Source organism: Acidocella sp. C78 (assembly GCF_907164655.1).
The window spans coordinates 57,858-77,483 of record NZ_CAJQZK010000007.1 but is presented as its reverse complement, the minus strand read 5'-3'; the positions used below and the strand labels follow the sequence as shown (position 1 = coordinate 77,483).

The 19,626-nt window shown below is 67.5% G+C and carries 16 protein-coding genes, 1 pseudogene and 1 riboswitch; of the genes and pseudogenes, 10 read left to right on the top strand and 7 right to left on the bottom strand.

All coding sequences use genetic code 11. The features are described from left to right. The first annotated feature begins 43 nt into the window (after window positions 1-43). Window positions 44-1,077, top strand: a protein-coding gene (locus ACIDOCELLA78_RS000000102745) for an IS630 family transposase (protein ID WP_201728277.1) whose coding sequence is annotated in 2 segments (ribosomal slippage) — window positions 44-563 and window positions 563-1,077 — 1,035 coding nt in all. Because the reading frame shifts where the segments join, the coding sequence is not laid out codon by codon here. On the opposite strand, the gene ACIDOCELLA78_RS000000102740 is transcribed toward ACIDOCELLA78_RS000000102745, so the two are convergent. Then, window positions 1,059-1,850: a TonB-dependent receptor plug domain-containing protein gene (locus ACIDOCELLA78_RS000000102740; protein ID WP_249675481.1), complete on the bottom strand. Its 792-nt coding sequence runs from the start codon at window positions 1,848-1,850 to the stop codon at window positions 1,059-1,061. The genes ACIDOCELLA78_RS000000102745 and ACIDOCELLA78_RS000000102740 overlap by 19 nt on opposite strands. A 284-nt stretch (window positions 1,851-2,134) precedes the next feature. Between ACIDOCELLA78_RS000000102740 and ACIDOCELLA78_RS000000102735 the strand changes: the two genes are divergently transcribed. Further along, complete coding sequence (locus ACIDOCELLA78_RS000000102735; RefSeq protein WP_201727483.1) at window positions 2,135-3,868, top strand: IS1634 family transposase; 1,734 nt, start codon at window positions 2,135-2,137, stop codon at window positions 3,866-3,868. Between the two features lie 72 nt (window positions 3,869-3,940). Here ACIDOCELLA78_RS000000102735 and ACIDOCELLA78_RS000000102730 read toward each other — a convergent pair whose 3' ends face one another. Continuing rightward, entirely contained in the window at window positions 3,941-4,708 is a 768-nt protein-coding gene (locus ACIDOCELLA78_RS000000102730; protein WP_201728276.1) for an energy transducer TonB, read from the bottom strand. 227 nt (window positions 4,709-4,935) lie between these two features. Beyond that, on the bottom strand, window positions 4,936-7,296 hold the full coding sequence (locus ACIDOCELLA78_RS000000102725; RefSeq protein WP_249675477.1) for a TonB-dependent receptor: 2,361 nt from the start codon (window positions 7,294-7,296) through the stop codon (window positions 4,936-4,938). A gap of 288 nt (window positions 7,297-7,584) precedes the next feature. Here ACIDOCELLA78_RS000000102725 and ACIDOCELLA78_RS000000102720 point away from each other — a divergent pair, with 288 nt between their 5' ends. The 6 genes and pseudogenes from ACIDOCELLA78_RS000000102720 (at window position 7,585) to ACIDOCELLA78_RS000000102695 (ending at window position 11,937) form a co-directional block, all read left to right on the top strand. Next, window positions 7,585-8,874, top strand: a complete 1,290-nt coding sequence (locus ACIDOCELLA78_RS000000102720) for an efflux RND transporter periplasmic adaptor subunit (RefSeq protein WP_249675473.1) — start codon at window positions 7,585-7,587, stop codon at window positions 8,872-8,874. Window positions 8,875-8,884: 10 nt separating this feature from the next. After that, window positions 8,885-9,052: pseudogene (locus tag ACIDOCELLA78_RS000000102715) on the top strand (ATP-binding cassette domain-containing protein); the annotation flags it as partial. Window positions 9,053-9,159: 107 nt separating this feature from the next. Next, window positions 9,160-9,699, top strand: coding sequence for an ABC transporter ATP-binding protein (locus ACIDOCELLA78_RS000000102710; protein WP_283770823.1), 540 nt, complete (start codon window positions 9,160-9,162; stop codon window positions 9,697-9,699). Further along, the gene (locus tag ACIDOCELLA78_RS000000102705) at window positions 9,609-10,988 is read left to right on the top strand and encodes an ABC transporter permease (RefSeq protein WP_249675470.1); all 1,380 of its coding nucleotides are present in this window, start codon (window positions 9,609-9,611) and stop codon (window positions 10,986-10,988) included. Before ACIDOCELLA78_RS000000102710 ends, ACIDOCELLA78_RS000000102705 begins: the two co-directional genes overlap by 91 nt. A gap of 60 nt (window positions 10,989-11,048) precedes the next feature. Beyond that, a riboswitch (Fluoride riboswitch) is annotated at window positions 11,049-11,110 on the top strand. A gap of 124 nt (window positions 11,111-11,234) precedes the next feature. Next, the gene (gene crcB / locus ACIDOCELLA78_RS000000102700) at window positions 11,235-11,612 is read left to right on the top strand and encodes a fluoride efflux transporter CrcB (RefSeq protein WP_201728274.1); all 378 of its coding nucleotides are present in this window, start codon (window positions 11,235-11,237) and stop codon (window positions 11,610-11,612) included. A 1-nt stretch (window position 11,613) separates the two neighbouring features. Continuing rightward, a complete protein-coding gene (locus ACIDOCELLA78_RS000000102695; RefSeq protein WP_201728273.1) occupies window positions 11,614-11,937 on the top strand; it encodes a DUF190 domain-containing protein in 324 nt (107 codons plus the stop codon). Here ACIDOCELLA78_RS000000102695 and ACIDOCELLA78_RS000000102690 read toward each other — a convergent pair. The 4 genes from ACIDOCELLA78_RS000000102690 to ACIDOCELLA78_RS000000102675 are packed head-to-tail and all read right to left on the bottom strand — an operon-like array spanning window position 11,915 to window position 17,379. Continuing rightward, on the bottom strand, window positions 11,915-13,228 hold the full coding sequence (locus ACIDOCELLA78_RS000000102690; RefSeq protein WP_283770822.1) for an efflux RND transporter permease subunit: 1,314 nt from the start codon (window positions 13,226-13,228) through the stop codon (window positions 11,915-11,917). The two genes, ACIDOCELLA78_RS000000102695 and ACIDOCELLA78_RS000000102690, sit on opposite strands and share 23 nt — an antisense overlap. Then, on the bottom strand, window positions 13,150-14,970 hold the full coding sequence (locus ACIDOCELLA78_RS000000102685) for an efflux RND transporter permease subunit (RefSeq protein WP_283770821.1): 1,821 nt from the start codon (window positions 14,968-14,970) through the stop codon (window positions 13,150-13,152). Before ACIDOCELLA78_RS000000102685 ends, ACIDOCELLA78_RS000000102690 begins: the two co-directional genes overlap by 79 nt. Beyond that, window positions 14,967-16,013, bottom strand: a complete 1,047-nt coding sequence (locus ACIDOCELLA78_RS000000102680) for an efflux RND transporter periplasmic adaptor subunit (RefSeq protein ID WP_201728272.1) — start codon at window positions 16,011-16,013, stop codon at window positions 14,967-14,969. The genes ACIDOCELLA78_RS000000102685 and ACIDOCELLA78_RS000000102680 overlap by 4 nt, the downstream gene beginning before the upstream one ends. Window positions 16,014-16,017: 4 nt before the next feature. Next, complete coding sequence (locus tag ACIDOCELLA78_RS000000102675) at window positions 16,018-17,379, bottom strand: TolC family protein (protein ID WP_201728271.1); 1,362 nt, start codon at window positions 17,377-17,379, stop codon at window positions 16,018-16,020. Window positions 17,380-17,513: 134 nt separating this feature from the next. Here ACIDOCELLA78_RS000000102675 and ACIDOCELLA78_RS000000102670 point away from each other — a divergent pair, with 134 nt between their 5' ends. Both ACIDOCELLA78_RS000000102670 and ACIDOCELLA78_RS000000102665 read left to right on the top strand, forming a co-directional pair. Then, complete coding sequence (locus ACIDOCELLA78_RS000000102670; RefSeq protein WP_201728270.1) at window positions 17,514-18,212, top strand: response regulator transcription factor; 699 nt, start codon at window positions 17,514-17,516, stop codon at window positions 18,210-18,212. Beyond that, window positions 18,209-19,618 (top strand): HAMP domain-containing sensor histidine kinase, encoded by a 1,410-nt coding sequence (locus ACIDOCELLA78_RS000000102665; RefSeq protein WP_201728269.1) that lies wholly within the window; start codon window positions 18,209-18,211, stop codon window positions 19,616-19,618. Before ACIDOCELLA78_RS000000102670 ends, ACIDOCELLA78_RS000000102665 begins: the two co-directional genes overlap by 4 nt. Window positions 19,619-19,626 lie beyond the last annotated feature (8 nt).

Here is a 19,626-nt window from a genome sequence, read left to right as displayed (position 1 = left end):
CATTTTGCTAGTCGTATGTTTGCGGGGATGATATAATTCTGGCATGAAACGGGACGGTCGCAGATTTGATCATCGCACCCTGGAAACCATCCGGCTGATGGCTGTAGAGCGGGTGCGCGAGGGCGAAGCGGCCTCTTTGGTGATTGCCTCATACGGGTTCAGCCGCACAACAATCTATAAATGGCTCAGCGCGGCATCGAAGCCTGGGGTCGGGGTGAAAGCCTTGCGGTCACGGCCGGCAACCGGCCGGCCGCGGCGTCTGACGCCGCGCCAGGAGCAGCAGGTGTTGCGTTGGATCAATGGCCGCGATCCGCGCCAATACGGCCTGGATTTCGGGCTGTGGACCCGGCACGTTGTGGCCGAACTGATCGAGCGCAAGTTTGGTATCAAACTCGGTGTGACGGCTGTGGGCGAACTGCTGTCGAAACTGGGCCTGACGCCGCAAAAGCCGTTGCAGCGTGCCTATCAGCGCGATCCGGAGGCGATCGAGGCATGGCGACGTGAGCGGTTTCCTGAAATCGCCAGGCAGGCCAAGTCCTGTGGCGGCGAGGTCTTTTTCTGGACGAGTCCGGCTTTCGGGCCGACGCCGTGCATGGCAAGACCTGGGGCGTGAAGGGACAGACGCCGATCGTCGAGCGTCCGGGCCAACGGCAATCGATCAGCGCCGCCTCGGCGGTGACAGCCCGCGGCGGGTTCTGGTATTGCACTTATGAAGGCGGCCTGAATGCTGAGTTGTTCGTAGCGCTGCTACGCCGGATGATGCGGCACCGCACGAGGCCGGTGCACCTGGTCCTCGACGGGCTGCCTGCCCACAAAACAGCGCTGGTGAAAGCCTACGTGGCGTCGACCAATGGAATGCTGACGTTGCATTTTCTGCCAGGCTACGCCCCTGACCTGAACCCAGATGAACTGGTCTGGAGCCACATGAAGCGGACGGGCGTCGCCCGGACTCCGCTACGCCAAGGCGAAAAGCTTCAGGACAAAATCGAAGCCCAACTCGCCGCCATCAAGCGCAAACCACGTCTCGTGCAATCATTCTTCAAAGCACCAACTGTCGCCTATATTACCGACTGCTGAGTAAGATAGATCGCATAGTCGTTATAAGGATTTTGGAAACCATCAGCCGCTTTTCGGAAGCTGTTGCCATTACCCATGCCGCCGGCAAGGACAGTCGACCAGCCGTGATAGCTGCCGGTGCGCAGGTTGAACTCGATATTCTTCTGGCCGTAATTTCCATAGGTCGCGGTGATGTCGCCACCGGGCTTCGTCGTTGGTTGAACCGGGGTGAACTCCACATTGCCCGCGACATTGGCATACCAGCGATCGGCCGGGTTGCCGGGGCCGTAGGTGGTGGTCGCGCTCACAATAAGCCCGTTCTGCGGAATGAAGTTCGACTGCCACAAATCAGTCGAAGGATCGACCATCGGCACACCGTCCATGGTGATCATCACCGCGCCATCGCCAGTAAAGCCGCCAAAGCCACCCCAGCCCTGCTGAACGCCGTTCAGGGTGATCGTGTATTTGTCGGCACCGGTGTTGCCGTAGCCTGAAACCTGAACGCCCGGCGCGTAGGAAAGCATCTGCGCGGCGCCCCCAACCGGACCGGCCGCATCGAGGATCTTGCGGTTCAGAACACGCTTCGTTGTGCCCGACTTGAATATCTTCTTCTGGCTGGGCGCCTGTGTGGCATCCGCAACGAGTCCAGCCGCGCCGCTGGCGCTCACCTCTCCGGCACTCACCGTCTGTGCGCCCGCCGCGATGGGGACCAGACAACTCGTCGACAGGAGCAGGATTGTCAGCCGACGGCGCATACCCCGCGTGACGCCCTTGGAACCAAGATAACTCCGCATCATTCATATCCCTTTTCTGGTGCGGGTGCTGACCCACCACGCCTGGCCGAGAAGACCGCGCGGAAGTCGTTGCCCGACCCGAGGCAAGGCCAGAATGGGCGAACATGGACAACCCGTAAGATCGGATTTCAAAACGATTTCACTGAAATTTCTCTAACCTGAAGTTTTTACTTGGGAATGACCTGAACGTGGCGGATAGCCTCGCGTAGCGCTGATTTCTTGCGAGCGTTTTGTGTCCATAAATGGGGCTTGCGGTGCGACTCGATCTGTGATTCGCTCGGGTTATGTTCATCGATGTGGTTCCGAATGGCCGATCGGCGCCGGCCGTGCTGTTGCGGGAGAGTTTCCGCGAGGGGCGGAAGGTTCACAAGCGTACCATCGCCAATCTGAGCCAGATGCCGCCCGCGTTGATCGATGGCCTACGAGCGCTGCTCGCGGGTGGCGCGGTGGTTGGTGGTGCCGATCAGGCGCTGGAGATCCGGCGTTCGCTGCCGCATGGTCATGTGGCGGCGGCACTCGGGATGATGCGCAAGCTCGGGATACCCCGCCTGCTGGGCCGGAGGGCGTCGCGCGAGCGCAGTCTCGCCCTGGCGCTGATCGCCGGCCGGGTGATCGCGCCGGGATCGAAGCTCTCGACCCTGCGCGGCCTGAACCCGGAGACCGCAACATCGAGCCTCGGGCAGATGCTTGATCTCGGTGTCATTGAAGAGCGCGAGATCTATGCGGCGCTGGACTGGCTGGGCACGCAGCAGGGGCGGATCGAACGGGAGTTTGCAAGGCGCCATCTGCGCGACGGCACGCTGGTGCTCTACGACGTCAGTTCATCCTACCTCGAAGGCCGGCATTGCGAACTGGCACACCACGGATACAGCCGGGATCACCGGCCCGATCGGCCGCAGATCGTCTATGGTCTGCTGTGCGATCGCGAGGGGCGGCCGATCGCAGTGGAAGTGTTCGAAGGCAACACCGCCGATCCGGCGACGATCGCCGCCCAGGTGGAGAAACTCAAGCGCCGGTTCCATCTCGAGCGCGTCGTCCTGGTGGGTGATCGCGGAATGATCACCACGGCGCGGATCCGCGAGACGATCAAGCCGGCGGGGCTGGACTGGATCAGCTGCCTGCGCGCGGGGCAGATCCAGGATCTTGCCGAGGGACCGCTGCAGATGTCGCTGTTCGACGAGCGCGATATCGCCGCGATCACGTCGCCCGATTATCCGGGCGAGCGGCTGATCGCCTGTCGCAACGCCGCCCTGGCGACCGAACGACGGCGCAAGCGCGAGGCGCTGCTCGTGGCCACCGAGACGGAACTGGCGCGGATCCGGGATGCGACACGGCGCAAACGCGCTCCTCTTCATGGCGAGGCCGCGATCGGGCTGGCGGTGGGGGCGGTGATCAACCAGCGCAAGATGGCCAAGCATTTCGATCTCACCATCACCGCCAGCCGCTTCGATTTCCAGCGCAACGCCGCCAGCATCGCGCGCGAGGCGGCCCTCGACGGCATCTATGTCATCCGCACCAGTGTGAGCGCGGACGTCATGAGCGAGACCGAAGCCGTGTCAGCCTACAAGGATCTCTCACGGGTGGAACGGGCGTTCCGGTCCCTCAAATCGGTCGATCTCGCGATCCGCCCGGTGCATCACTGGCTCTCGCCGCGGGTGCGTGCCCACGTCTTCCTCTGCATGATGGCCTATTACGTCGAATGGCATCTGCGCGACGCCCTCAAGCCCCTGCTGTTCCAGGATCACGACCGGCCAGGCGCGGAAACTGAACGCTCATCGCCGGTTGCCCCCGCATCGATATCCCCGGCCGCCGATCGCAAGCGCGGGCGACGCCGCAACGACCAGAACCTGCCGATTTCGAGCTTCACCGACCTGATGGCGCATCTCGCCACACAGACCCTCAACACCGCCTCCCTACCCAAGGCGCCGAACGCCACCTTCACCGCTCTGGCAAACCCCACGTCGCTGCAAACCACCGCCTTCGCCCTGATCGGGATCGACCCCATGCGTGTCCAGTAAGCGGCAAAATCAGATCTCGAAGTTCACCGATAAATACAGGGAATTTGCTTTCGAATCAGTGAAAACTTCAGGCTAACGGCTGCGTAGCCGGATAAAGATCGTCACCGTGATCGGGTGGTGAGGCATGTCTGACGAGAACGGCGGCAGCCGCGTCGCGCGTACCGCGGCCAGTGCTGCACGGTCGATCGGCGGAGCGCCGGAGGAGCGCACCACGCTGGCCGAAAGCAGATGCCCATCAGGGGCGATGCGCAGCGCAAGTTCGGTAACGCCGGAGAGTTGCATCATCTCGACGACCCGCGGCACCTTGAGATCCGCCTGCACGGCCGCATGAACGGCGCCGGCATAGGATTCGAGCGCGCTTTCCTGAACCGCAGCGGGCACCGGCTGCGGCTTCGGCTGTGGCGGAGCAACGGGCTTCGACACCGTGCGCGGCAACGGTTTGGACTGCGGCTTCGGCTTGTGATGAACAACGTGGCGCGGCACCGGTTTGGGGCGCGGCACCGGCTTAGGCGGTGGCGGCACCGGCACCGGCACCGGCGGTTTCGGTAGTGGCGGCGGCGGCGGCGTTTGCGGCTTGGGCGGCGGCGGCAGCGGCTTCGGCGGAGGCGGCACCGGCTTGGGTGGCGGCGGCAGCGGCTTCGGCTTTGGCGGTGGCGCCAGCATCTTGATCCGTGTGACCTGCGGATGCGGCGCGACCGCGGCATGGCTTGGCGGCAGGTAGGCAACAAGGAGAACCAGCCCGACTTCAAGGGCCAACGCCACGATGAGCGCGAGAGGGAACGAGAAGCGATCTTCTGGCAAGGGATTCATGCCATCACCGACGCCGCGAAAAGTGTTCATGAAAACTCATGGTCCGGTTGGGAAAAAATCCGGCCGGATGATGCCATCTGGCAGGATCGTCTCCGCGTGGTCAGGTGAGCAGAACCCGCCCCCGGCCCTGTCCGGCGGGGACGCGTTCCGGATAATCCACTCCAGCCAAAGCCAGAAGGAGTGGAACAGGCGGAAGGAATGCGCCGGGAAACGATGGCGCGGACCGAAACGGCCCGCGCCAGTGACCCGATCAGACGTCAGAAGTGAAAACCAACGCTGCCATAGATCGTGAACGGCGCGCCGGGATAGGCAAGACGGTAGCCGCTGGTCGAGGTTCCGAAGTAACCGCCGCTCGAGATGTATTCGAAAGCGTTATATTTATTGCCAGTGACATTAAGAGCGGTCAACGACACGTCCATGGTCTTGTGCCCAGCATAGGGCAGATTCACCGGAACGTTCAGCTTCGCAGACATGTTGAGCGTGCCGTAGCCCGCCATTTTCTGGTTGCTGGGCCCTGGGTTGCCGCCGGGGCTTGATGCACCGGTATTGTCGAACAGATACTGCGATCCAGTATACTGGTACCAGATCCGCGGGGTGAGAACCATGGAGCCGATCGGCAGGTTATAATACGCGCCGATGTTGAGGTTCATGTCCGGCACGTAGGGGACGTGATAACCGTTAAAATATTGCGGCGCGTTACCCGGTCCAGGATTGGCGTTGTAGCTCTGGTATTTTGCCTGGACGAAAGAGGCATTGGCAAAGACGAAGAGATTGTAGATCGGGTTGTCATTGGCAAAGAGATTGACGCCCTGATAGACCGACGAACCCGTTGCGAAATAACCGTTGCCGTTGATCTGCACGCTGAGCGACTGCTTGGCGTAACGGAGGTGGAAGTAATCCACACCGGCGAGGAAGTGATGCAGGAACGGCCGATTGTCTGCATGGAATTTCAGACCGGCGTCGAAATACTGCCCATATTCAGGGGCGTAGGTCGTGACAGGATTTATCTTCTGGAACAGGCCGCCACCGCCGCCCACCTGAGGTGCGCGGTACACGTCCGCGACGGTGCCATAGACCGCCATCCACGGCAGAACCTGAAAATTCGCCGACAACGACGGCTCGACGCCGTTGCGACTGACATGCGCGCCACAGACCGAGCCCTGCTCGGTAACATTGCCAGCGGTCGAAGTCCCGTTAAGGACACACTTGGTGCCGAGCACCGCGCCTGGAGCGAGCCCGAAATCCTGCTGCGCCGAGTCGCCATAGGAGGTCTGGAAGCTGACGAAGCGGACACCCGGCGTGATGTGCAGGCGCTGGATCGGATGAATGTCATCCTGTAGGAAGAAGGCCACGTCGGTCTGGCTGAAATATCCGGAGCGGACCTTGCCGCCGATATTGGCAACGCCCTTGTTCCCGCCATTGGCAGTATTATAGAAATTATTTCTTGTATTATAATCGTCGTGGATAATGTAGGCGCCGGCATCAACTGTGTTAAATGGCAGCTTCTCGGTAAGCCAGAGCTTGTCGCCGATCACGTCAGTATGGGGATTGTTGTATTCCATCTGCTGCGGCCCGGCGCTGTAGATATCGTTGAGCCGGGAATGGACGCGGGAGAAATTCTCGAAATACGTCAGATTGTGCAGCGTCGTGTCACGGTCGAGATTGATGTTTTCGCGGCCGAACACCATCCACAGCGCGTCGGTGTCAAATTTCTCGTAGTTGGTGAAACTCGGCGCACTGTAGAAGCCGGAGCTCTGCTGGCTGTACAGCGTACCGGACGTGCCATTGGTGTAGACGCCGGGCTGAACCGAGGTCGGGATTACCGGGGTGCGGTAGCCGGCGCTGCGGGCAAAATAGCCGCCGAAAGCGACATTACCAGCCGAGAAGGTCTTCACCGTCTTCAGGTAGATCGAATAGTTCTCGCTCGGGCTCTTGAAGCCGTCAGGGGCAGTGCGGAAGCTGTTGCCATCACCGGTGCCGCCAGCAAGGATTGTCGACCAGCCATGGTAATTGCCGGTGCGCAGGTCGAACTCGATGTTCTTCTGACCGTAGCTGCCATAGGTGAGGTTGATGTCACCGCCAGGTTTTGTCGTCGGCTGCAACGGCGTGAACTCGATGCCGCCGCCAAAATTGTTATACCAGCGATCGGCCGGCTCGCCGGGACCATAGGTGGTGCTGACGCTCTGGATCATCCCGCTCTGCGGGATCATGTTCGACTGCCAGAGATTGGTGGACGGATCGACAACCGGCACGCCATCCAGCGTGACGCCAAGCAGACCGTCGGCGCTCAGCATGCTGCCATAGCCACCCCAACCCTGCGACACGCCGTTCAGAGTAACGGTGTATTTGGTGGAGCCGGTATTACCATACCCACTGACCTGCACACCCGGCGCATAGGACAGCATCTGCGCGGCGCCCGCGACCGGGCCCGCCGCTTCAAGAAGCTTGCGGTTCAGCACGCGGGTCGTGGTTCCCGACTTGAACACCTTCTTCTGGCTCGGCGCCACGGTGGCGCCCGCGATATAACCGGAGCCGGCGGCGCTTACCTCGCCGGCGCTGACCGTCTGCGCATGCGCAGCGACTGGGATGAGGCAGCTTGACGAGAGAAGAAGTGCCACGAGGCGACGCTGCGCGACACGGCCGCCTGACCGGGCCGTTTCATGGTTGAGCGACCGTGCCTGCTGAGAAAACCGCACAATGAGTCCCTTTCCGATAGTGGGTTTTTTCAGACCGTCTCGCCCGCAAGCCTGTCGGATTGCGGGGGGTCTGATTGTGTCGGCGTGTAAGCAGACCGGATGGAGGGTTACAATGTGGCAGACCTGGCGAACCGGCTGGTTTCACTGAAACTTCGTCGAAACGACCCTGAAGTGTAACATTCGCAATCAGCCTTCCGGAGACGGATTGATATGCGTCATGGCGTCCGCCCGCTGGCCGTGCGCAAGGTGCAACGCCATCCGCCGGCGGGCCGTTCGAGCGGATGCGCCGTGCAGGAGACGACGCATGAGCGGGACGCCGGGCGCGGATGCGAAGGGGATTTTGGCTCGGCGCGCGAGGCGCGCGGCGATGATGCTCACCGTTGCGGCGCTGGCGGCTGCCGGGGTGTTCGGCTGGCAGGCGGCGCAGCGGCGGCGGCAAGGGCCTGCCTACATCACCGCCGCGATTACCCGCGGCAACATCGTCGAGGCCGTGACCGCGACGGGGACGGTCAATCCCGTGCTCAGCGTGATCGTCGGCTCCGCGGTTTCGGGATCATCCAGTCGATCGACTGCGACTACAACACGATCGTGCGGCTCGGGCAGGTCTGCGCGCGGATCGATCCCCGCCCCTATCAGGCGGTCGTGGACCAGGATATCGCGGCGGTGGCGGTGGCGCGGGCGCAGCTCGCCAAGGATGCGGCCGGGCTCGACTACGCGCGCCGCAACGCAAGCCGGCTCGCGGCACTGGCGCCGCGTCAATATGCTTCGCGCAATGCCGCCGACAGCGCCAAGGCCGCGATGCGCCAGGGCGAGGCGCAGACCACGCTGGACCGCGCGGTGATCGCGCAGGACGAGGCCCGGCTCAGCGCGGCCCGCGCCAATCTTGGCTACACCGACATCGTCTCGCCGGTGAACGGCATCGTCGTCTCCCGCAACGTGACGATCGGGCAGACCGTCGCGGCCTCGTTCCAGACGCCGACCCTTTTCCTGATCGCCACCGATCTGACGCGGATGCAGGTCGATACCAATGTCAGCGAGGGTGACATCGCCGGTGTCCGGCCCGGGGAAACGGCGCAATTCACCGTGCTGGCCTTTCCGGGCAAGATGTTCGAGGGGCGGGTGACGCAGGTTCGCCAGTCGCCGCAGACGGTGCAGAACGTGGTCACCTATGATGTGGTGATCGCGATCGACAACCGCGACCTCGCGCTGAAACCGGGCATGACCGCCTCGGTCAGGATCATCACCGCATCGCGTGAAAATGTGCTGCTCGCGCCGGGACAGGCGCTGCGCTTCGCCCCCGCGGGCGCGACCGGTGGAACTGGGGCGGGCGCGCGGGTCTGGGTGATGCGGGACGGCAGGCCTGTCGCCGTGCCGGTGAAGACCGGACTTGCCGGCGACAACCAGACCGAGATTGCCGGCGGCGGGCTGCGGGTGGGCGATGCGGTGATCATCGGCGAGCGGCTGAAGCGCGTGGGCGCGCCCTGGGTGCCGCGATTCTGAAGGCGAGGGAATGACGGCGACACCAGTCATCGCGTTGCAGGGGATCGGCCGGAGCTATGGCAGCGGCGGGTTCGCGGTGCGGGCGCTGCAAGATGTCGATCTCGTGGTGGAGCGTGGCGAGTTCGTCGCCATCATGGGGTCGTCCGGATCGGGGAAATCGACACTGATGGCGATTCTCGGCTGTCTCGACCGGCCGAGTTCCGGGGAATACCGCTTCGAGGGCGTCGATGTCGCCGGGCTGGCGGAGCCGGTGCTCGCGGGATACGCAGCGCGCGGATCGGCTTCGTGTTCCAGAGCTTCAACCTGCTCGCCCGCACCAGCGCGCTCGACAACGTGGCGCTGCCGCTCGTCTATGCCACGGCGGGGTCGGTGGATGGCGCGGCGCGGCGGGCGCGGGCGCGGGCGGCACTCGACCGGCTCGGTCTCGCCGGGCGGGAGGCGAACACGCCCGCGCAGCTTTCGGGCGGGCAACAGCAGCGCGTCGCGATCGCGCGGGCGCTGATCAATGCGCCGCAGCTCCTGCTGGCCGACGAGCCGACCGGCAATCTCGACACCAGGACATCGCACGAAATCATGTCGACGCTGGCGGCGCTGAACCGCGAGCAGGGGGTGACGATCCTGGTGGTGACCCATGAGCAGGATATCGCGCGCTATGCGCGGCGGGTGCTGACGATGCGCGACGGGCGGATCGTCGCGGATGAGCGGCAGGACGCACCGGCCGGCCCGGCGGAATCGTGTCCGTCACCGCCGGCGGCGCCAGAGCCGGCGCCGGCCATGGCACCGCCCCGCGGAAGCAGCGGCGCGGCGCTCGCTTCGTCCGCATGATCGTCGCGGCGGCATTGCAGGCGCTGGCGCGCAACCGGCTGCGGGCGGCGCTGACAATGCTGGGCGTGTGCATCGGCGTGGCCGCGCTGATCGCCATGGTCGCGGTGGGCCAGGGCGCGAACCAGGCGATCCGCAAGCAGATCGAGGGATTGGGCACCAACCTGCTCGTGGTGCTGCCTGGGGCGACGACGGCGGGCGGCGCCCATGCCGGGTTCGGCAGTGCCTCGACGATCACGGTGGATGACGCGCAGGCGATCCTGCGCGAGGACCCGGCGGTGGGCCGGGTCGGCTATCTGATCCGGGCCGCGGCGCAGGTGCGCCACGCCAGCCAGAACTGGACCACCGCGATCCTCGGCGTCAGCCCGGATTATCCCGCGATGACCAACTGGCGGATCGCCGAAGGGCGGGCGCTTACGCCGCATGACGAGGTGGCCGGCGCGCTCGTCGGGCTGATCGGGCAGACGGTGCGGCAGATGCTGTTCGCACGCGGAGAGACGGCGCTCAGCGCCACCGTGCTGGTGAAAGGCGCGCCGATCCGCATCGTCGGCGTGCTCGCCGCCAAGGGGCAGACGCCGTTTGGCACCGATCAGGACGATGTGATGATGCTGCCTTTCAGCACCGCGGAGCAGCGGGTGCTCGGCGCCGCCGCGCCGAGCCGGGAGGAGACGCCGCTGAACTGGCCCTACCCGCCCTGGCCGAACCCCTATGCGCTGCAACCCCGGCTCGCCGGATATGTGAACCAGCTCTTCGCGCAGGCGGCGACGCCGCAGGCCGTGCCCGCGGCAATGGAGCAGATCGGCCGCACGCTGAGCCAGCGCCACCGGATCCAGCCGGATGGGCTGAAGGATTTCTCGGTGCGTAACCTGAGCCAGATCGCCGCAGCGGCGCAGGGATCGAGCCGGGTGATGGCGCTGCTACTCGCGATCGTCGCTTCGATCTCGCTGCTGGTCGGCGGCATCGGGATCATGAACATCCTGCTGGTTTCGGTGACCGAGCGAACCCGCGAAATCGGGCTCAGAATGGCGATCGGGGCGCGGCGGCTGCATGTGCTGCTGCAGTTTCTCGCCGAATCGGTGATCCTGAGCGTGACCGGCGGGCTGGCGGGCATCGTGCTTGGCGCAACGCTCTCCGGCGCCATCACGCTGTTCGCCGGCTGGCCGGCGCCGCTCTCGCCGCTGGCGGTGGCTGGAGGCTTCCTGTTCGCGGCGGGCGTTGGCGTGGGGTTCGGGTTCTATCCCGCGCGCAAGGCTTCACGGCTCGATCCGATCGAGGCGCTGCGCTACGAGTAAGCGGCGGCGGACAGATTGACAGCGCCCGGCCTCGCATCGCAATCATGACCCGCGCGGCCCGGCCGCGCCGGTGATGGGGTTCGCCGCAAACCGCCCGCGGGGCTGATGACTCCTGTTTCATTCCGTCAGACTCGGAGGAACAGGCGTGCCTATCACCCGACCTTGCCGAACGAACCGCGCGGCGCGCGCCGCTGCCGTTCCCCTCCCCAGCCATTCAAATGCATCGCCACGACAGAAAGGCAGTTCATGATCAAGACGCTTGCGTCAATCGCCGTGTTCGGCTCGCTCGGCTGCTGGGCGCGCTACGGCCAGACGATTTTCATGCAGGGGCTTTTCGGCCGCGGCTTCCCCGTCGCCGTTCTCAGCATCAACGTGCTCGGTTCGTTTGCGATCGGGTTTCTCTTCGTCCTGACCGCCGAGCGCGTCGCCATCGATCCGGCGCTGCGCACCGGTATCCTGACGGGGTTTCTCGGCGGTTATACCACGTTCTCGACCTTCGAGCTTGAATCCCTCATGCTGGTCGAGAACGGCGAGATCGCGAGAGCGGGGCTCTATGTGCTGCTGTCGGTCGTGCTCGGGTTCATCGGCGCCTTTCTTGGCGTCTATCTGGCAAGGAATGTCTGAGATGGAAGAACAGGCCACACTGGTGCGCATCGCCCTCGACGAATCCGACCACGGGCGGCGGCGGCATCTGATGCAGACCATCCTGGAGCGGCTGCGCGACGATTTCACGCTCGACGGGGTTTCGGTGTTCCGCGGCATCGCCGGAATGAACGGGCAGCGGATCATCCATGCCGCCGACCTGATGCATTTCGATGTCGACCTACCGCTGATGATCGAATTCTGCTGCGCGCCGGAGACTGCCCGCGCGGCGGCGGCGGCACTGATCGATCTGGTGCCGGAAGGGCATGTGATTTCCTGGCCGGTCACCCGGCATCTGCCGGGATAACAAGGCGCAGCAGCGCCGGCAGGGCGAACAGCACCAGCGGAAACGCCACCGCGAACCCCGAGATCACCGCGATGGCGAGCGGCTGCTGCATGCCGCTGCCCTGGCCGATGCCGAGTGCCAGCGGCAGCAGCGTCAGGATCGCGGCCAGCGTGGTCATCGCGATCGGCCGCAGCCGGTTGCGGCTCGCCGCGACCAGCGCCTCATGCCGCCCCTGGTGCGCGGCGAGGCTCTGGAATTCCGAGACGTAGAAAATCGCCATCTCGGTCGCGAGCCCGACGATCATCGTCATCCCCATCAGCGCGGTGATGTTGAGCGCCACACCCGAGAGATCGAGCCCGATGAACACCGCGAGGCTTGAGAGCAGCGCGGTGACGACGATGGCCCCGGCGATGACGAAGCTGCGGTAGAGGAACAGCAGCAACACGAATTCCGCCAGCACGGCGGCGACGAACACGCGGGCAAGGCCGATGAACGCCTTCTGCTGCTGCCGGTAGAGCCCGCCGAGCCGGTAGCTCATGCCCACCGGCAGCAGGCCCGGCCGCGCCAGCACCCGGCGCACTGCGGCAATCGCCGTCGAGATGCCGCCGCCGCTGATCCTCCCCGTCACCGCGACGATCTGGCGCAGATTGTCGCGGGCGATCTCCGGCCGGCCCGACACCGTGTTCAGCGTCGCGATCGCCCCGAGCGGCACCAGCGCGCCCGAGGGCGCGGCCAGCGGCAGGCGCAGCAGGTCGCCGGTCTGCGCGAAGGCGTCGCGCGGCAGTTCGAGCCGCACGCCGGTAAACCGATCCTGACCCGGCAGCGCGGTGACCACGCTGCCGCGCAGCGCCGTCGTCACCTGCCGCTCCACGGCGAGGGGATCGAAGCCGAACATCGCCGCCTTCGCCGGATCGACATGGATGTCGATCGTATCGCCGGCGATCACCACCCCGTCCTGCACGCCCACCACGCCCGGAATCTGCCCGATCGCCGCTGCCACCGTCTTCGCCGTGGCGTCCAGCCGCGCCGGGTCGCCATGCAGCTCGATCTCGATCGGCTCCGGCTGGCTCACGAGATCGCCCAGCAGGTCGGACATCAGCTGCGATTCGTCGAAATCAATGCCCGGTACGCGGTCGATGATGCGCCGGCGGATCCGGTCCATCACCGTCCAGATCGGCGCCCGCTGCCCGAGGGGGCGGAGTTGAACGAAAATGTCGCCCTGATACGGCTCGTTCAGGTCGCCGCCGAGCCCGGCGCCGAGCCGGGTCGACCATGTCGCCACCGCCGGGTCGGCGCGCAGGATATCGCCCACCTGCCGGACCTCGCGTGCCCCTCGGCCAGCGAGGTGCCGGGCCGCGCCTGATAGTTGATCACGAACCCGCCCTCGTCCATCCGCGGCATGAAGCCGGTCGGCACCACCGAATAGGCATAGGCGCCGGCCAGCGCGAAGGGAATGAGCGCCACCAGCAGCCAGGCCGGCCGCGCCACCACGCGGTCGAGCAAGCGCCCATGCACGCGCGCCAGCAGCGACTCCTGCGCCCCGCCGCCGGCGACCGGATCGTGCCACTTGTCGAAATCGATCAGCCAGCGCGCCAGCACAGGCACCGCGAAGGCCGAGAACAGCCAGGAGGCGATCAGCGTGGAGGCCATGGTGATGGACAGCGCCTTGAAGAAGGCGCCGGTCACGCCCGAGAGAAAGGCAAGCGGGACAAACACGATCAGTGTCGCCAGCGAGGAACCGGCGAGCGGCGCGAGGAATTCCTCGGCCGCCGCCAGCACCGCGCCGCGCGCCGCGATCCCGCCCGCGCGCCCGGCCCGCCGCGCGACGTGCTCGATCATCACGATCGCATCGTCGATCACCAGCCCCACCGCGGCGGCGAGCCCGCCCAGCGTCATGATGTTGAAGCTCATGCCCAGCAGCGTGAGGATCAGCACCGCGGTCGCCATCGAGGCCGGCAGCACCAGCAGCGCGATCAGCGTGACGCGCCAGCTCCGCAGGAAGCCGATCAGCACCAGCCCGGCCAGCACCACGCCGATCGCGATCGCATCGCGCACCGAGCCGGCGGCGGCGGTCACCAGCGTGCTCTGGTCGTACCATTTCACCAGCCGCACGCCCGCCGGCAGCCGTTTTTCATAGGCCGCCAGTGTCCGGCGCACCGCCGCGTCCACCTGCACGGCGTTGCCGCTGGGCTGCTGGAACACCTGCAACGTCACCGCGCGGTGGCTGTTCTCGCTCACCCGGTCATAACGCGGCACCCGGCCCATCTCGACCCGCGCCACCTGGCCGAGCCGCACCACCCCGTCCGACCCGCCGCCGACCACGATGCGCCGCACCTGCGCCATGGTCCGCAGCGTGTTCTGCTGCACCACCAGATAGAGACTGTCGTGATCGGTGAGCCGGCCGACCGAGGCGAGCACGTTCGCCCGCGACACCGCCTGCTCGACGCTCGTCAGCGTCACATGCATCGCCGCGAGCTTCGCCGGATCGACGATAACGTGCACTTCCGGCGTGTCGCCGCCCTGCACGCCGATCTTGGCCACACCCGGAATCCGTTCGAGCACCGGCAAGATGTGATATTGCGCGATCGTTCGCAGTTCCGCCTCGGAAATGCTGTGCGAGATCAGCGCATAGGCGATGATGGGAAACACGGTCGGGTCCATCCGCCGCACCACGTAGCGCGTGCCCTTCGGCAGGTCGGGTAGGCGCTGCGCCAGTGCTGCGTCGACCTCCAGCGTCGCCGCCCGCATGTTGGTGCCCCAGTCGAAATCGATGAACGCCTGCATCGACCCGCGCGAGGTGGTCGAGCGCACCCCGCGCACGCCGGGCAGCGCCCGCAACGCCTGCTCGACCGGCTGGGTCACCTGCAGCATCATCTGATGCGCCGGCCGCGCCCCTGAATCGATGTTGATCCGCACCCGCGGGAACGAGGTGCGCGGAAACAGCCCCACCGGCAGCGACAGCGCGCCGACCGCCCCGGCCAGCGCCAGGCTCGCCATCAGGAACAGGATCGCCTTCTGCTGGCGGCCGAGGAAGCCGGCGAAACTCGGTATCAATATCCCTGCTCCGCCTGCACGCGCACGGCGATTCCCGGTTTCAGCTGGGCATTGCCCGCGACCACGACCGGCAGCGCCGGATCAACAGGCCCGGCGACGATACTCTCGCCATGCGCGCTCGCCAGCACGTGGACGATCACCCGCACCGCATGGCCGGCCCTGACCTGCCAGATCACGTCGCGCCCCTCCGCCGGCAGCGCCGCGTCGCGCGGCACGAGCACACCGCGCACCGTGCCGGTATCGATGCGCGCGCGGACCATGGCGCCGATCAGCGCCGGCGCGCCGCCGAGCCCGACCGTCGCATTGACCAGCCCCGTCCGCGGATCGACCTCGCCGGACACCGTCTTGATCCGCCCGCGCAGCGCAGCGCCGCCAAACACATCCACCGAAGCTGGCTGTCCCGCGGCAAGGCGCCCGGCCTCGGTCGGATCGACGCCGACCACCGCGACCAGCCCCGCCCGCCGCACCACGGTCGCGATCGCCGTCCCTGGCGGTAACGTGGCACCTGGCGCGGCGGCAATCGCGGTGACAATGCCTGCGAACGGCGCCTCGATCGTCGCCGCAGCCCGGTCCGCCCCCTCGCGCTTCAGCGCGTCGAGCGTCGCCAGCGCGGTTCGCGCCGCCTGTTCCGACTGCGCCAGCTGGGTCCGTGTCGCGAGGTGCCGGGCCAGCAGCGCGCGCGTATGGGCGAGCACCCGCAGCGCCCCATCCCGCGCCGCGACGGCCTGCGCATAGGCGGCACGCGTCGCCGGCGCGGCGGCGATCCGGGCGATCACCTGCCCCTTGCGGACAGCCATGCCCGGCCGCGCCTCCACCGCCGTCACAACCGCTTCGTAAAAGGTCGTGAGCGTCCGTGCCGCTCCCATCCCCGGCGCGATCCGCCCATAGGCGGTGATCGTGCGCTCGAGCGCGCCCCTCGTTACCGGAATGGTGGTGACCAGCACGCTCGGCCCGGCGGCCAGGGCGGCGTTTCCCGCAAACCAAGCAACGGCCACCACCACCCCGGCAAGGCGCCGCGCGTCAGAGCAAAAAAATCGTGTCATCGCATCAGTCCTTGCCGGAAGCGGAGAGGGAGCGGATCGTCGGCAGCCCGGCGCCGAGCAGCGTGCGCAGCGACACCCGCCCGGCCGCGATCCGGCCCCGGAGGTCGATCGCCTCGGCCTGCCGGTTGGCCGCCGCGTCGATCAGGTCGGCCTCGGCGCGGGCGTCGATCAGCCCCGCCGCAAAGGCGCCTCGCGCCGCCGCCGCATCGCGCCGGGCGATCGCGGCGCGCCGCGCCGCCCGGCGATATTCCGCGCGAAGCAGGGTCAGCGCCTGTTGCGCCGCCTCGGCCTGCCCGGCCGCCCGATCGAGTGCGGCACGGAAGGCGGCCTTGAGCTGCCGGCGCGAGGCCCGCGCCACCGCGATGGCGCCGCGATGGCCATCGAACAGCGGCAGGTCGAGCGTGATCGTCGGCCCCAGGCTGGCCACCCTCGTGGTGTCGGTCCCGCCATTCACCGCGAGCGAGACCAGTGGAAACTGTGCGCGGAGTGCGGCGCGCAGATCGGCATTCGCCGCCCGATAGCCATAGCGCAGGGCGATCAGGTCGGGCCGCCGCCGGGCGAGGCTGCCGACCAGTGCGGCCACCCGCCGCGTCGGCAGCCCGGCGATGTCGGGCGAAGCGACCGGCAGCGCCGCGCCGGGCGCGAGGCCGAGCAACGCGGCAAGGGCGGCGTGATCGGCCTGCTCCCGCCGCGCGATGGCATCCCGCGCCGTCTCGATCCCGGCAAGGCTCGCCGCCGCCGCCGCCCCCGCGCCGAGGGCAAGATCGCCCTGCCGGATCGCCGCGCGCGACGCCCGATCGAGCCCGGCCAGCGCGCCGCGCGCCCGGTCCAGCGCGGCCAGCCGCCGCCGCTCGCCCCAGAGGCCGATCGCCAGCGTCTCCGCCTTCGCCGCCACCTGCCATTCCTGCCACTCGAATTGCGCCGCCGCCGCCGCCGTCCGCGCCCGGGCGGCGGACAGGCGCGGGCCGCGCGTGGCCAGCGCCGCAATATCCTGGGCGATGCCACCCGAGATCGACGGCGCGACCGCCGGCCCGCCGAGCAGGGCCGCGAACCCGCCGCTCACCTGCGGATCGGGCAGCAGACCGGCGGCGAACTGCCGGGCGGACGCCAGCCGCACCCCCGCCCGCCCGGCGGCCAACGCCGGATCGTTCAGCACGGCGAGCGCCGCATAGGCGCCGGGTGTCAGCGCGCCGCGCGCCGCAATCCTCCCGCCGCCCGGCAGCGTGCGGTCGAGTGCCGTGAGCGACACGGCGGCGGATGGGCGCAGCGCGAGCGGCGCGGGATGAAAACGGGCGCAGGCCGACAGGCCGAGCATCACGGCAAGCCCGGTGAGGCGGCGGAGGAACGCGAGGGGAGAGCGGATCACGCCCGGCTGGATGGCGGAGGGCTGCTGCCCCGCAGCTTACGCGGAGTTTGTGATTCGGTAATGTTTCCCGCCGTCGCTTGACCAGCGCGCCGCGACCATGATTCTCACGCATCGTGAATGACCGGACCGATGCGATGACGCGACCCAGCCTGGACATCCTGCTGGTCGAGGACGACGAGCTGACCGCCAATCTTGTGCGCGCCGCGCTCGGCGCCGAGGGGCATCTCGTCGCCGTCGCCGCCGATGGCCGGGCCGGCCTGCTGCGCGCCGCCGCCGGTCATGAGGGCCGGGCTTGGGACCTGCTGATCGTCGACCGCATGCTCCCTGGCCTCGACGGTCTCGCCCTGGTCCGCACCCTGCGCGGCGCCGGCCTGACGATGCCGGCGCTGTTCCTCACCGCCCTCGGCGGCATCGACGACCGGGTCGAGGGCCTGCGTGCCGGCGGCGACGACTACCTCGTCAAGCCCTTCGCCGCCGCCGAACTCGCCGCCCGCGTCGCCGCCCTGGCCCGGCGCGGCGAGATGCGCCCCTCCGGGCCGGTGCTCCGGGTCGACGATCTCGAACTCGACCGGCTCACCCGCGCCGTCACCCGCGCCGGCCGGCGCATCGACCTGAAGCCCCGCGAATACGAGGTGCTGGAATACCTGATGCGCCATGCCGGGCGCGTGGTGACGCGGACGATGCTGCTCGAGGATGTCTGGAACTTCCATTTCGACCCGCGCACCAGCGTGGTGGAGTCGCATGTCTCCCGCCTGCGCGCCAAACTCGGCGCCGGGCGCGAACTGCTGCACACCGTGCGCGGCGCCGGATACCGCATCGGCGACCCCGCATGACCCGGCGCTGGCTGGCACCCGGCCACCCCGCGATCCTGCGCACCTCCGGCGTCCGCCTCGCCGCCCTCGGCGCCGCGGTGGCGGCGATGGGGGCCGTCATCGTCTTCGTCGTCATCTATTACGGCACCCTCGGCTCCCTGCGGCAGACGCTCGATGCCTCGGTCACCAACGAGATCGGCGAGATCCTGCCGCAGGGAACGGCAACGCCGTCGGCGGAGGCGGCCGGCGCCATCCGCGCCGCCCTCGCGGAGAAGCCGTTCCGCATCTTCTACGCGCTGGCCGGGCCGAACGGCGCCGCCCTTGCGGGCAATCTGCGCCTCCCGCTGCCCGCGCCCGGCTGGCACACGCTGGACGCGCCTCATGCCGGCGGCTTCGCCCCAGGCGTGACGGAGCTGCGCGTGCTCGTGATCCGCCTGCGCGATGGCGCGTCGCTGCTCGTCGGCGTCGACGGCACGATGATCCATCGGCTGAACGCTCTGATCCGCCGCAGCTTCCTGATCGGCTTCGGCCTCACCCTCAGCCTCGGCCTCGTCGCCGGCATCGGCTTCGGCCGCAAGGCCCTCGCGCGGGTGAACGCGGTGAGCCTCGCCAGCCGCGAGATCATGGCCGGCGACCTGTCCCGCCGCATCCCGCTTGCCGGCACCGGCGACGAGTTCGACCGCCTGGCCGAAACCGTGAACGCGATGCTCGACCGCATGCAGCACCTGATGGAAAATCTCGGCGCCGTCGGCAACGACATCGCCCACGATCTCCGCTCGCCGCTGGCCCGGCTGCGCGAAACCCTCGAACTCGCGCAGCGCGACCCCGACCCGGCAGCGGCCGGGGACGCCATCGCCGAGGCGATCGCGCAGGTCGACGGCGCGCTGGCGCTCTGCGGCGCCATTCTCCGCCTCGCCCAGATCGAAACCGGCGCCCGCCGCGCCTCGTTTTCCGACATCGACCTGAGCGACCTGCTGGACCGGCTGGTCGAGACCTACGAGACCGTGGCGGAGGAGGCGGGCCACAATCTCGTCGCTCATGTTCCTCGAAGCCTTTCCATCCGTGGCGATGCACAGCTCCTCAACCAGATGTTCGCCAATCTGATCGAGAACGCGATGACCCATGCGGGCGAGGCGGCGCGCATCGCCCTCGTCGCCGTCGCCGCGGCGGCCGGCGTGGTTGTCCGCCTGGAGGATGACGGGCCCGGCATCGCGCCGGAGCAACGAGGGGCCGCGCTGCGCCGCTTCGGCCGGCTCGACCCGGCGCGCCACCGGCCCGGCTACGGCCTCGGCCTGCCGCTCTCCGCCGCCATCGCCGAGCTGCACGACGCCGCCTTCACGCTCGATGCCGCCGCACCCGGCGCCGATCGCCCGGGCCTCGCCGTCACCCTGGTCTTTCCGGCGGGCGATGCCTCCAGACCTGGGTAACGATGACG

Bases quoted from the DNA above. Each gene is read 5' to 3' on its own strand.
- ACIDOCELLA78_RS000000102740 (WP_249675481.1), bottom strand. From the start codon at position 1,850: ATGCGGAGTTATCTTGGTTCCAAGGGCGTCACGCGGGGTATGCGCCGT.
- ACIDOCELLA78_RS000000102735 (WP_201727483.1), top strand. From the start codon at position 2,135: ATGTTCATCGATGTGGTTCCGAATGGCCGATCGGCGCCGGCCGTGCTG.
- ACIDOCELLA78_RS000000102730 (WP_201728276.1), bottom strand. From the start codon at position 4,708: ATGAACACTTTTCGCGGCGTCGGTGATGGCATGAATCCCTTGCCAGAA.
- ACIDOCELLA78_RS000000102720 (WP_249675473.1), top strand. From the start codon at position 7,585: ATGCGTCATGGCGTCCGCCCGCTGGCCGTGCGCAAGGTGCAACGCCAT.
- crcB (WP_201728274.1), top strand. From the start codon at position 11,235: ATGATCAAGACGCTTGCGTCAATCGCCGTGTTCGGCTCGCTCGGCTGC.
- ACIDOCELLA78_RS000000102695 (WP_201728273.1), top strand. From the start codon at position 11,614: ATGGAAGAACAGGCCACACTGGTGCGCATCGCCCTCGACGAATCCGAC.
- ACIDOCELLA78_RS000000102680 (WP_201728272.1), bottom strand. From the start codon at position 16,013: ATGACACGATTTTTTTGCTCTGACGCGCGGCGCCTTGCCGGGGTGGTG.
- ACIDOCELLA78_RS000000102670 (WP_201728270.1), top strand. From the start codon at position 17,514: ATGACGCGACCCAGCCTGGACATCCTGCTGGTCGAGGACGACGAGCTG.
- ACIDOCELLA78_RS000000102665 (WP_201728269.1), top strand. From the start codon at position 18,209: ATGACCCGGCGCTGGCTGGCACCCGGCCACCCCGCGATCCTGCGCACC.